This window comes from Paraburkholderia sp. CI2 (assembly GCF_014201055.1).
In the GTDB taxonomy this organism is placed as follows: Bacteria; Pseudomonadota; Gammaproteobacteria; order Burkholderiales; family Burkholderiaceae; genus Paraburkholderia; species Paraburkholderia tuberum.
Genome location: NZ_JACHDL010000013.1, coordinates 141,947 through 154,497, shown reverse-complemented (window position 1 = coordinate 154,497; position 12,551 = coordinate 141,947). Strand labels below are relative to the sequence as shown.

General features: G+C 64.3%; 11 protein-coding genes. 4 read left to right on the top strand and 7 right to left on the bottom strand.

Annotated elements, in window-relative coordinates:
- Positions 1-34: 34 nt before the first annotated feature.
- Positions 35-562, bottom strand: coding sequence for a GspH/FimT family pseudopilin (locus HDG32_RS19380; protein WP_409259081.1), 528 nt, complete (start codon positions 560-562; stop codon positions 35-37).
- 189 nt (positions 563-751) lie between these two features.
- Positions 752-1,216: a type II secretion system major pseudopilin GspG gene (gene gspG, locus HDG32_RS19375; RefSeq protein WP_184069894.1), complete on the bottom strand. Its 465-nt coding sequence runs from the start codon at positions 1,214-1,216 to the stop codon at positions 752-754.
- Between the two features lie 135 nt (positions 1,217-1,351).
- Between gspG and HDG32_RS19370 the strand changes: the two genes are divergently transcribed.
- Complete coding sequence (locus tag HDG32_RS19370; RefSeq protein ID WP_184069892.1) at positions 1,352-1,765, top strand: type II secretion system protein N; 414 nt, start codon at positions 1,352-1,354, stop codon at positions 1,763-1,765.
- A gap of 76 nt (positions 1,766-1,841) precedes the next feature.
- Here HDG32_RS19370 and gspF read toward each other — a convergent pair whose 3' ends face one another.
- Genes gspF through gspD form a run of 3 tightly spaced genes read right to left on the bottom strand, consistent with a single transcriptional unit; the run spans position 1,842 to position 6,977 of the window.
- On the bottom strand, positions 1,842-3,059 hold the full coding sequence (gspF, locus tag HDG32_RS19365) for a type II secretion system inner membrane protein GspF (protein WP_184036826.1): 1,218 nt from the start codon (positions 3,057-3,059) through the stop codon (positions 1,842-1,844).
- A gap of 4 nt (positions 3,060-3,063) precedes the next feature.
- Positions 3,064-4,548, bottom strand: a complete 1,485-nt coding sequence (gene gspE / locus HDG32_RS19360; RefSeq protein WP_221307807.1) for a type II secretion system ATPase GspE — start codon at positions 4,546-4,548, stop codon at positions 3,064-3,066.
- 35 nt (positions 4,549-4,583) lie between these two features.
- Positions 4,584-6,977: a type II secretion system secretin GspD gene (gene gspD, locus HDG32_RS19355; protein ID WP_184069887.1), complete on the bottom strand. Its 2,394-nt coding sequence runs from the start codon at positions 6,975-6,977 to the stop codon at positions 4,584-4,586.
- A 497-nt stretch (positions 6,978-7,474) separates the two neighbouring features.
- On the opposite strand from gspD, the gene HDG32_RS19350 reads away from it, so the two are divergent.
- Positions 7,475-7,918 carry a lytic transglycosylase domain-containing protein gene (locus tag HDG32_RS19350; RefSeq protein ID WP_090802338.1) on the top strand — a complete coding sequence of 148 codons (444 nt, stop codon included), beginning with the start codon at positions 7,475-7,477 and terminating at the stop codon, positions 7,916-7,918.
- Between the two features lie 146 nt (positions 7,919-8,064).
- On the top strand, positions 8,065-9,357 hold the full coding sequence (locus HDG32_RS19345; protein ID WP_184069885.1) for a GTP-binding protein: 1,293 nt from the start codon (positions 8,065-8,067) through the stop codon (positions 9,355-9,357).
- Positions 9,358-9,504: 147 nt separating this feature from the next.
- Here HDG32_RS19345 and HDG32_RS19340 read toward each other — a convergent pair whose 3' ends face one another.
- Entirely contained in the window at positions 9,505-9,783 is a 279-nt protein-coding gene (locus HDG32_RS19340; protein ID WP_018418891.1) for an HU family DNA-binding protein, read from the bottom strand.
- Between the two features lie 18 nt (positions 9,784-9,801).
- Positions 9,802-9,999, bottom strand: coding sequence for a hypothetical protein (locus tag HDG32_RS19335; protein WP_090802341.1), 198 nt, complete (start codon positions 9,997-9,999; stop codon positions 9,802-9,804).
- A 230-nt stretch (positions 10,000-10,229) separates the two neighbouring features.
- Between HDG32_RS19335 and mnmC the strand changes: the two genes are divergently transcribed.
- Complete coding sequence (mnmC, locus tag HDG32_RS19330; protein ID WP_184069883.1) at positions 10,230-12,197, top strand: bifunctional tRNA (5-methylaminomethyl-2-thiouridine)(34)-methyltransferase MnmD/FAD-dependent 5-carboxymethylaminomethyl-2-thiouridine(34) oxidoreductase MnmC; 1,968 nt, start codon at positions 10,230-10,232, stop codon at positions 12,195-12,197.
- Positions 12,198-12,551: the final 354 nt, after the last annotated feature.

Here is a 12,551-nt window from a genome sequence, read left to right as displayed (position 1 = left end):
ACGGACCGACCTGCCATAGCGAAGCATCCGCATCTCAGCGCACCTCGTAGCGGCCATTGCCGGTACCGACGATGGTCGCCTGGCCGGCCGCCGAAAACAGCGTGACCTGCACCGGCACGTCGATCGCCTCGGTACCGAACACGATGCGATCGGCGTGCGAATCCGAGCCCGGGTAACTGATCGCGACACTGGTCACGCCGCCTTCCCACTGACGCGGTCCGAGCAGATCGTCGCGCAGCGGACGCCAGCCGTCCTGGGTGCGTTGATCGAAACGGAAGCCGCCCTCGAACGGCTGCCACGCGATCGGCCGCGCGCGCACCTGCGCTTCATCGCCAGCCGATTCGAACAGCAGCGCGAGACGCTGCGCTTCCTCGTTCAGATCGGTGCGCGGATTGCGGGTCATCGTGACCGCGGTCAGCGACACGAGCAGGCCCGCGATCACGAGCACGACCATCATTTCGAGCAGCGTGAAGCCTGCCGCGCGGCGGCGGCGCAGGCGGGAGCGCGGCCGCGAAGCCGTACACGGAGTGTCCACACGGGACTTGCAAGCGGACGTGCGCATAGTGCCGGCCATCGACGATCAACGGAAATTCATACAGCAATGCATCGGTGAAGCACGCACGCTTGCACGCGCCGCGAACATAACGGCGTGGCGGGCAGGGCGCCTGGCGAAACGAGCGGCCGAACCGGTGGCAAGGAGGGCGCGTGCATGAACATCATCGAGTCTGCCGGGATGCCAGGTTCAGCCTGTTCATTGCCAGGACCCGACGTCGGCGTCGTTGCCTTCGCCGCCCGGTTTGCCATCGGCGCCGTAGCTGAACACATCGACCTCGCCGTGCACGCCGGGATTCAGGTACTGGTACGCATTGCCCCACGGATCGTTCGGCAGACGCTCGAGATAGCCGCCGTCCTTCCAGTTGTTCGGCACCGGGTCGGTGGACGGCTTTTCGATCAGTGCGTGCAGGCCTTGCTCCTGGGTCGGATAGCGGCCGTTGTCGAGGCGATAGAGCTTCAACGCCTGCATCACGGTGCCGATGTCCTGCTTCGCGGCAACGCGCCGCGCTTCGTCCGGACGGCTCATGATCTTCGGCACGATCAGCGCGGCGAGAATGCCGAGAATGGCGATCACGACCATGATTTCGATCAGCGTGAAACCGCGTTGACGACGGCCGCGCGAACCCGCGTTGTCAGCGCGGCGAATGGTCGACAGTTGCATAGGTTGCTACCTCTTTTCAGGTGAAATTTTCGGCCCGGCTTATCAGATTGAACACGCCGGGCCGTCATTTTAATGTCATGCAGTTGAAGGGTTTCAACCCACCGCAATTTTCACAATAGTCCGTACAATGTGCGCATGAACGCCATCCAAATCCGCCTCCTGTCGCTCGCGCTGTTCGCCGCTTTCTGCGCGACGCTGACCTACTGGGTCATCACGCTCATCACGTTGTCCGGCGCGCCGTTGCCGGCTGCGGCGGCGCATGCGCAGGTCTCGACCGATCAGGCCGCGACGCTGTTCGGCGGACAGCTCACGCGCAACGTCAATCAGGACATCCATCTCTTCGGCATCCTCGCGTTGAGCGAAGGCGCCGCGGCGATCGTCAGCGTCGGTGGCGAGCCGCCGCGCGCGGTGTCGCTCGGCAGCACGCTGATGCAAGGCACCAGGCTCTCCGAAGTCCGCGCCCGCTCGATCATCATCGACCGCAACGGCGCCCACTCGGAAATCTTCCTGCCCCCCAACTCCAGCGGTCCCACCATTTACGTGCGCTGAAACCCGAAGCGGTTGCGCGGCTGATACCGCATGCCGCGCAAATCCTTTCTCTTCCTTCCTCGCGCTACGACGACTACTACTGCACGAGGTTGTTCAGTTCGATGATCGGCAGCATCACCGCGAGCACGATCACCAGCACCACGCCCCCCATCGCCAGGATCAGCAGCGGCTCCAGCAGGCTCGTCAGGAACATCGTGCGACGCTCCAGCTCGCGCGCTTCGCCATCGGCCGCGCGATCGAGCATCGTCGTCACGTCGCCGGTCGCTTCGCCCGAGCGGATCAGGTGCACGAGCACCGGCGGAAACGTCTTCGTGTTGCCGAGCGCGCGCGACAGCGACGTACCTTCGCGCACTCGCACGATCGCGTCGTCGATGTTCTCGCGCATCGCATTGTTGCTGAGCGTTTCGGCCGCGGCTTGCAGCGCGCGCAGAATCGGCACGCCCGCCGCGGTCAGAATGCCGAGCGTGCTGGCGAAGCGGACCGTGTTATAGCCGCGCACGAGCTTGCCGATCAGCGGCGCGGTCAGCAGCCAGCGGTCGAAGGCGAGCCGTGGGCCCGGTTGCCTGAGGGTCGCGCGCACCAGATAGACGACCACGATCGCGCCGATCAGCATCGCCCACCACCAGTGCCGCACGAAGCCGGACAGCGCCATCATCACGATCGTCAGGAATGGCAGTTGCTGCTTGGTGCTCGCGAACACGTTGACGACCTGCGGCACCACATAGCTGAGCAGGAACGTGACGATGCCGAACGCGATGATCGTGACGATCGTCGGATACGTGAACGCCAGCACGATCTTCTGCTTCAGTGCATTGCGCTGCTCGATGTAGTCGGCGAGCCGCGACAGCACCAGGCCGAGCTTGCCCGTGTGTTCGCCGGCCGCGACGAGCGCCCGGTAGATCTCGGGGAAGTCCTTCGGATGCTGCTGCAGCGCATTCGCGAGCGAATGACCGCCGAGCACTTCGGCGCGAATCGCCGCCATCAGCTCGCGGATGTAGTCGCGCTCCGACTGCTCGGTGAGCACCGCGAGCGCTTCGTCGAGCGGCAGACCCGCGATCAGCAGACTCGCGAGCTGCCGCGTCAGAATGGCCTGCTCGCGCTGCGACAGACGACGCCCGAGCGCGAGCCGCTGATTGCGCTCGCCGCGGGTGCGCGACGCCGCCGGTTCGACGACGAGCGGAGTGAGTCCCTGCGAGCGCAGGTTGGTCCGCGCGCCGCGCGCACTGTCGGCGTCGAGCACGCCCTTTTGTGCCTTGCCCGCCGCGTCGATCGCTTCGAAACGGAATGCCGGCATGCGCTTATGCTCCGCCCGTCACGCGAATCACTTCTTCGAGCGACGTCAGTCCCGATGCGAGCCAGCGCTCCGAATCCTCGCGCAGCGTGCGCATGCCGTGCGCGCGGCCCGCTTCGAGAATTTCGGCGTCCGCCGCGTTGCGGTGGATCAGCGAACGGATCGTCTCATCGATCAGCAGCAGCTCGTAGACGCCGCGCCGTCCCGCGTAACCGGATTGGCCACAACGGTCGCAGCCGACCGGATGCCAGCGCTTGCTGCCGTCTTCCTCGGTGCGCTCTTCGCGGCACACCGGGCACAGCCGCCGCACGAGCCGCTGCGCGAGCACGCCGAGCAGCGACGAGGCGAGCAGATACGGCTCGACGCCCATGTCGGTCAGACGCGTGACCGCGGATGCCGCGTCGTTCGTGTGCAGCGTCGCGAGCACCAGGTGGCCGGTCAGCGAGGCCTGCACCGCGATCTGCGCGGTTTCGAGGTCGCGGATTTCACCGATCATGATGATGTCCGGATCCTGACGCAGAATCGAGCGCAACGCGCGCGCGAAGCTCATGCCGATCCGCTCGTTGACCTGGGTCTGGCCGATGCCGGACAGGTCGTATTCGATCGGGTCCTCCACCGTCATGATGTTGGTGGTCGCCGTCTCCAGTCGCGACATCGACGCATACAGCGTCGTGGTCTTGCCGGAGCCGGTCGGGCCCGTTACGAGCACGATGCCGTGTGGCTTGCCGATCAGCTTGTCGAACTTGCCGAGCGTGTCGGATGCCATGCCCAGCGCTTCGAGATTCAGTCGCGCCGCGTCTTTTTCGAGCAGCCGCAGCACCGCGCGCTCGCCGTGGCCGGTGGGCAGCGTCGATACGCGCACGTCGACCGGACGACCGCCGACGCGCAGCGTAATGCGGCCGTCCTGCGGCAGACGTTTCTCCGCGATGTCGAGCTGCGCCATGATCTTGATCCGCGAGATCAGCGCGCCGTGCAGCGCTTTTTTCGGCCGCACCACGTCGCGCAGCGTGCCGTCGACGCGAAAGCGCACCACGGACGCATTCTCGAACGGCTCGATATGAATATCCGATGCTTGTTCGCGCGCGGCTTGCGTGAGCAGCGCGTTGATCATGCGGATGATCGGCGCGTCGTCTTCCGATTCGAGCAGATCCTCGACCTCGGGAATGTCCTGCATCAGACGCGACAGATCGACTTCGCCTTCCACTTCACCGACCACCTGCGCAGCGCTGCCGTCCTGGCGCGCATAGGCCTGGTTGATCGCCTGCGCGAGATCGTCGGCGGGCACGCGCACCACCGATACCGTGCCGTAGTTGCGCGCGATTTCGGCAAGCGCGGCTTCGCTCGTGCGCTCGCTGATCCAGACTTCGAGGCTGTCGGCATACTGATGCGCGACCAGGATCTGGCCGCTGCGCGCGAAACCGTACGGCACGAGCCGGGCGGCGAGCGGCGAGGGCGCCACGCGCCCGCCGGCGGCGGCGTCGCCGTTCAACAGACCTTGCGATGGCGCGGTTTGCGCGGACGTCTGCGTCACGGACGCGCTCCCGGCGATACCGTACTCGGCACCACTCCGCTGGCCGAATCGACGACCGCCGGTTGCGGCACGGTTTGCGGCATCGTTTGCGGCACAGGTTGCGTGGTGGGCTGAGCGTTGGCTTGCGGCACGACCTGCGGCGGTACCTGTTGAGGCACCTGTTGCGGTGCCTGCTGCGGCATCATCTGCTGGCGGCGCATCTGGTTCAGATCGAACAGGTTCAGCGCCGGCACACCGCCCTGGCTCGGGCCGAGCGGCATCGGCGGCACGACCGGATCGTCGCGATCCTTCATGATGTTGTTGTCCGAACGGTACGCACCCTGCACACCCTGGACGTAGTCGTAGCGGTTCGCCGTGACGGCCTGGGTGGTGTCGCGATCGGCGAGAATGACCGGGCGCAGGAATACCATCAGGTTAGTCTTGTTGCGGTCCTTCTGCTCGGAGCGGAACAGCTGGCCCAGCCACGGAATGTCGCCGAGCAGCGGCACCTTGCTGTTGCTGACCTGGTAGTTATCCTGCATCAGGCCGCCGAGCACGATGATCTCGCCGTTATCGCACAGTACGGTCGACTGGATCGAACGCTTCGTGAATTCCGGGCCCGCCGGGTTCGTCGCCGCGTTGTTCGTACCGTTCACGATCGCCGAATCTTCGGTGTAGAGCTGCAGCTTCAGGATGCCGCCGTCGGTAATCTGCGGCTTCACGTGTAGCGTCAGACCGACGTCGACACGGTCGTACGTGTTGAACGCCGCGCTCGTCGTGCCGCTCGTCAGGTTCGAGTACGAACCGGTCTGGATCGGCACGTTGGTACCGACGATAATCTTCGCTTCTTCGTTGTCGAGCGTGATCAGGTTCGGCGTGGACAGCACGTTCGCGTCGGCGGTCTGCGACAGCGCCTGCAGCAGCGCGCCGAGACCCTGCACGCCGAAAATGTTGTGGATCCAGCCAACGTTCAGGCCCTGTTGCAAGTTCGAGGCGCCCAGTGCCGTAGCGAGACCGCCGGTCGAGCCGGCAGCGGCCGCGGCCGCCGTCAGGTTGACGATGCTGTTGCCCGAGCCAGTCGACAGGTTGGTACCGGCATACAAGTTACCGTTCGCGACCTGCCACTGAATCCCGAGGTTGCCGCTTGTATTCGAGTTCAGCTCGACGAGCAGCGCCTCGATATACACCTGCGCGCGACGTGCATCGAGCTGGTCGATCACCGCGCGCAAGTTGCGGTACGTCGCTTCGGGCGCCGTGATGATTAGCGAGTTGGTTGCGGGATCGGCCGTGATCATGCCGCCGCCCTGGTCTTCGCTCTTCTCCTTCTCTCCGCCGAGAAAGCCGCCACTATTGCTATTCGAGCCCGAGGCGCCGCCGCCCAACGGCGAGTTCATCGAGCTGCCGCCGAGTCCGCCTGACGGCAACGGTGGCGTGCCCGACGTGCCCGTCGAATTGCTGGCGTTCGACAGACCGCCGCCGCCGCCACCACCACTGCTGTTCTGGTTGAACGAGTTCGCCTCGTTCGCGCCGCCCGACGAGCCTTCGCCGCCGCCCTTGCCGAGCATGTTGCGCAGCGTGCGCGCGAGCTTCGTCGCGTCCGCGTTGCGCAGCGGCACGACGTGCATGTTGCCCGGCATCGTGGTCGGCACGTCGAGCTGTTTCGCGAGCTCCTTTGCCGCCGCGAGACGTGCGGTGTTCGACGCGCGCATCAGTAGCGAGTTGGTGCGCGGATCCGCTGCGATCGACACCTTCAGCGTCGCGTCCGTACTGCCTATCGAGCCCGGATCGAGCATCTTGTTCATCTGCTGCGCGATGTCGATCGCATTCGCATTCTTCAGCGGCACGACCGCCACCGACTGGCCTGCCGCGTTATCGATGCCCGCGATGATCTGCGCGATGCGCCGCACGTTGTCGGCGTAGTCGGTGACGACGATCGTATTGTTGGCGGGGTAGGCCGCGACGGTGTTGTTCGGCGAAATCAGCGGACGCAGTACCGGCAGCAGGTTGTTGGCCGATTCGTTCCTCAGCGTGAAGACCTGCGTGACGACCTGGTCGCCGCGCGCCGTCGGCGCGTTGCCGACGTAGGTCGGCACGCCTTGCAGCTTGGCGTCGGCCTCGGGCACCACTTTCAGCACGCCGTGATCCTGCACGAGCGCGAAGCCCTGCATGCGCAGCGCGGACTCCAGGGTTTTGAGCGCCTGATCCTCGGGTACCGCGTTTTCGGACACGAGGTTCAGTTGCCCCTTCACCCGCGGATCGACGATGATCGTCTTGCCGGTCGCCGCGCCGATCGCCTTGGCGACCTGGTCGATGTCAGCGTTGACGAAGTTGAGTGTCACCTCTGCCTGTGCCGTCTGCGCGGTGATCAGTCCAGCCACCAGCAGCGCCGTTGCCACGCGACGCAAAGCCATACAATTTCTTCTCATGGAATGTGATATCGATGCCGGCAGCCTCTGCCACCGACGGTCATGCGATGCGGACCTGGCAGCAAGCTACCGCCCGGTCGGTCTGTGAGCCGGCCCCAAAAGCGAGTTTCGCTTCGAGCTCCAGCGTCCCGACGTCCGAAAAAAACGAACAGTAACAGCTTTTCATGTCGGATTTGAAACAAAACAAGGGGCCTCATGCGAATCCTTACGGAATCGCAGGGTGGTCATTAAATTGAAAGCTGACCGGCACCGTACCTGGACGCCATTACCCGGCTTTGTACGGTCTTATGTCGGTTAGCCAACTTGACGAAGGTCGGACTGCCGGTATGATACGAGCCGTTCGACTCACTGCTATGTGTTTGCTGACGCGGGTTTTCCCCGATGCTCGACAAATGCCCGGCCAGCTTGCCGTTGCGGCCGAAATGCGGCCGGCAAACTGCCTTACCGATTCTTACCTCGGGTTTATCCAGTCCTGTTGACCGATGAAAAGTCCGCTCGTCACCGTCGCCGCTACGCTCGCACTGCTCGTCGCAGCCGGCTCCGCGCGCGCCGACTGCTTCGACGAAGCGGCGAAGTATCAGAAGGTCAACCCATTGATTTTACGGGCTATCGCGTGGCAGGAGTCGCACAACCGGCCGGATGCGCAGCACAAGAACGCGAACGGCTCGACCGACTACGGTGTGATGCAGATCAATTCGGTGCATCTGCCGGTGCTCGCCCAGTACGGGATCTCGCAGGGCACGCTGATGGAGCCGTGCAAGAACGTTTATATCGCGGCGTGGCATCTGCGCCGCCAGATGAACAAGTACGGCAATACCTGGCAGGCGGTCGGAGCATACCACTCTGAGACGCCGGCCTTGCGGGACAAATACTCGCAACAGATCGCCGCGATTCTGCGCAGGTGGAAGTTGATGCCCGCGCAGTAGGCTTGTCCAGCGCTGTCGCTTGCGCAGGCTGCGCCCCTTTTTAATGCACAATGCGGCTTCATGCTGCTGTCGCGCCGTCGCAGCGACGCCGACCATTTGGCCCCGCTCCCGACACGCCTTTCAATCCTCCCGTATTCCGTACCGCGATGAACCAGCCGCTATTGCCCATCACCGTGCTCTCCGGTTTTCTGGGCGCCGGCAAGACCACGCTCCTGAATCACATCCTCGCGAATCGCGCCGGTTTGCGCGTCGCCGCGATCGTCGACGATCTCGCCGCGGTCAATATCGACCCGACGCTCGTGCGCCAGGCGGCCGACCTGTCGAGCGTCGACGAGCAGGTCGTTGAACTTGAGAACGGCTGTATCTGCTGCACGCTGCGCGGCGAGCTGCAAAACGAAATCCGTCGCCTCGCCGGCGAAAATCGCTTCGACGCGCTCGTGATCGAATCGAGCGGCATCGCCGAGCCAATGTCGAGTGCCGAAACCATTACATTCGAGGGCCACGAAGGCGCGTCGCTCGGCGACGTCGCGCGGCTCGATACGATGGTCACGATCGTCGATGCGTTCAACTTCCTGCGCGATTACGCGTCGGCCGATGCGCTCGCCGAACGCGGCATCACGGTCGACGAAGACGACGACCGTACGATCGTCGAATTGCTGATCGAGCAGATCGAGTTTTGTGACGTGCTCGTCGTGAACAAGATCGATCTCGTCAACGCCGACGAGCTCGCGCGTTTGCAGCGCATCCTCGCACGCCTGAACCCGCGCGCGGTGCAGCTCGTGAGCCGCTTCGCCGACGTGCCGCTCGACCAGATCGTGAACACCGGACGCTTCGATTTCGACGAAGCGTCGAATGCGCCGGGCTGGCTCGCGGCACTCGAGCACGAGCACGGCGGTCAACACGGCCACATGCATCGCAGCGAAGCCGACGAATACGGCGTCGGCCATTTCGTCTATCGCGCACGCCGGCCGTTTCATCCGCAGCGGCTGTGGGAGCTGCTGCATCGAGAGTGGAAGGGCGTACTGCGTAGCAAGGGATTCTTCTGGCTCGCGACGCGCAACGATATCGGCGGTTCGCTATCGCAGGCCGGTGGCGCTTGCCGGCACGGTCCGGCGGGCATGTGGTGGGCCGCGCAGGATCGCAGCGAATGGCCGGCAGGCGACGACGAGTTGGCCGCCGAAATCGCCGCCGACTGGTACGGCGCGCCGGACGATACCAGCATCGGCGATCGTCGTCAGGAGTTCGTGCTGATCGGCGTGGATATCGACCCCGCCATCTGGCGCGCGAAGTTCGACGCCTGTCTGCTCACCGACGACGAATACGCGCTCGGGCCGCAAGCCTGGCAGCAGTTCCCTGATCCGTTCCCGGCGTGGGAGTTCGACGACCACGATCATGATGATGATCGCGGCCATCATCATCACGGGCACGGCGACGACTGAGAACATGGCGGACATGACCACGGCGAGAACGCGCATCGTCATGACTGAACGAAGCACGTCCCGCGCTTGAACCATATGCATGGACGAAAAAAAACCCGCCACTGGCGGGTTTTTCTCGCGGGTGTCAACTGCCCGGCAGGAATCTGCCTAGCGCTTGTTGACCGAGTCCTTGAACGCCTTGCCTGCCGTGAATTTGACGGTCTTGGCAGCCGGGATCTTGATAGTTTCGCCGGTCTTCGGATTACGACCCGTACGCGCTGCGCGCTTGCCCGAACCAAAGCTACCGAAGCCAATCAACTGGACCGCCTCACCCTTCGACACAGACTTCTTGATCACTTCAAGCAACGTGTCCAGCGTTTCACCGGTTTGAGCCTTGCTGGCGCCCGTCTGTCCTGCGACAGCGTCGATCAGTTCCTGTTTGTTCATTAAGGTTCCTTTCTGAGTTTAGGTTGATACGAACAGCGCGACCGCGCCGATTATACGTGCGCGCACCGCGCCGTCGAGCAGCTGCGGCCCTGATCCTGACGATCTCCCGCGCCGGACAAAACCCTGTTCGGCGGCCGTGCTGCCGCTCCCTTCGCGGCGCTTGCTATGATAGCGCAGCGCAAACCCAATCAGGATAAGGGTTTCGAGGAATTGCACGGTTTTCGGGCCGTTCTTGCAAGGAAATCGAAATTTTGCCCATCAGCACCCCCTAAACGAGGGCTGAAACCCAGTCCTGGCGGGGGTTAGCGTTGGTTTTTGCCAACGCAGCAAAGCGTCTAAATGCGTCCTGATGGGTCTTTTACGGCGACTCGCGCGCAGCACGCGCCGGCTCGAACCATCGAACCCGCTCTTTCGAGCGACCTTTTGAGCGTGTTTTCCCGTCGCGCATGACCGATCCGCTGATCCCCGCCGTCCTCGCTTTCCGCGACAACGGCAGCCCCTTTTCACCACACTACGACGACATCTATCACAGCGCCGTCGGCGCGCTCGAGCAGGCTCACTACGTCTTTCTGCGCGGCAACGAATTGCCGGAAAGATGGCAGAGCCGCCGTACGTTCACCGTGCTCGAAACCGGCTTTGGCATCGGCATCAACTTTCTCGTCACGTGGGCCGCATGGCGCGCCGATCCGGCTCGCTGCGAGCGGCTGCATTTCGTGTCGACCGAAAAGCATCCGTTTAGCGCCGCCGATCTGCGCCGCGTTCACGCAACGACGATCTCCGATCCGCTGATCGCCGGGCTCGCGGACACGCTCACGAACGCTTGGCCGATGCTCGTGCCCGGCACGCACCGGCTCGAATTCGAAGGCGGCCGCGTCGTGCTGACGTTGATCTTCGCCGATGCGCTCGACAGCCTGCCCACCTTGCGGCTGCGTGCCGATGCGTTCTATCTGGATGGCTTTGCGCCCGCGAAAAATCCCGAGCTGTGGAGCCCGGCGATCTTCAAGGCGCTCGCGCGCGTCGCGGGCGATGACGCGACCTTCTCCACCTATAGCAGCGCGGGCGACGTCAAACGCGCATTGACGCAATGCGGCTTCGAGTATCGCAAGGTCGACGGCTTCGGCTGGAAACGCGCGATGCTGGTCGGCCGCTTCTCGCCGCGCTGGCGTGTGCGCCGTTATGAGCCGCCCGCGCCGTTCTGGCACGACGAACGACACGCGGTCGTGATCGGTGCGGGGCTGGCCGGCTGCGCGGTGATCGAGCGGCTTGCGGCGCGCGGCTGGCGCGTGACTTCGCTCGAGCGGCATGCGTCGGTTGCACAAGATGCGTCTGGCAATCCAGCCGGTGTATTCCACCCAATGATTTCGCGCGACGACAGCGTCGCGTCGCGCGTCACGCGGGCGGGCTTTCTGTATGCGCTCAATCGTTGGGCCGGGCTCGAAAGTGCAGGGCATCGGCTCGCGCGCGGCGATCGCGGTCTGCTGCAGATCGCCGCGGACGACGACGAGGCGCGCGCAATCGGCGAGGCCATCGGCGCGTTCCGCTATCCGTCCGACTACGTGACGCCGGTGTGCGCGTCCGATGCCGAGCGACTCGCCGGCGTGCCGCTCGCGCGTGGCGGCTGGTTCTTTCCGCGCGGCGGCTGGATCGATCCGGCTTCGCTGTGCGCGGCGCAATTCGCATCGGCAGGCGGCTTGCTCGAACGACGCTTCGGTGTCGACGTCGCGCGGCTCGAACGTTCCGGCGATCAGTGGACCGTCTTCGATATCGCGGGAAAGGTAGTCGCTCGAGCGCCGGTCGTGATCGTCGCTGGTGCGCATGAAGCTGCGCGCATCGCTGGCTTGCGTCATGCGCCGACACGCAGCATTCGTGGTCAGTTGAGCTTGCTGCCGGCGGGTACCGTCGCGCCGCTTGCGCTGCCGGTGATCGGCGAGGGCTACGCCGTGCCGCTCGCGAACGATGTCACGCTGACAGGCGCGACCTATGAACTCGACGACCCCGACAGGTCGCTGCGCACGGACGGTCATCGCGAGAATATCGAGCGCGTCGCGCAGATGTTGCCGTCGTTCGCAAGCGCACTCGATGCCGCGCCGCTGACCTCGCTCGCCGGACGCGTTGCGTTTCGCTGCGTGAGCTCGGATCGCATGCCGATGATCGGCCAGCTCGCCGACGAAGCCGCTGCCGCCCGCGATGCTGCCCGCCTGCGCGGCGCATGGCCGCTCGATCTGCCGCGTCTCGACGGTCTGTACGGCGCATTCGCTTATGGTTCTCGCGGGCTGGTGTGGGCCGCGCTCGGCGCTGAACTGATCGCCTCGCAGCTCGAAGGCGAGCCGTGGCCGCTCGAACGCGATCTCGCCGAAGACATCGACCCTGCGCGCTTTCTGCTGCGGTCCTTGCGACAGGGAACGATCGGTTAGCCGGCTTCGACCATTGCGAAGTTATCTCTGCGCCCGGCACGTTAACTCCGCCCGCCCTGTAAACCCGGTTCCGGCTTGTCCACTGCGACCTGTGGATAACCGCGCGGTTAACCGGCGCAAGTCGTGTGGAACCGTTGTGGACGTAAACGGGGTAACTGGGACATCGCGAAAAAGTGCGAAAAGTTGCTCGCGTATACCGGCAGCCGCCGCACATGCTGTGCATCCGGTTATGCGGCCGGGAACTCGATGATTTGTTTCGGTAAACATAGGTTATCCACAGAAACCGAGGCAGCTTGTTAACTGTTACTACGTATACATACGGTAAACCAGTAAACAGCAAAGACGGGGGCTAAC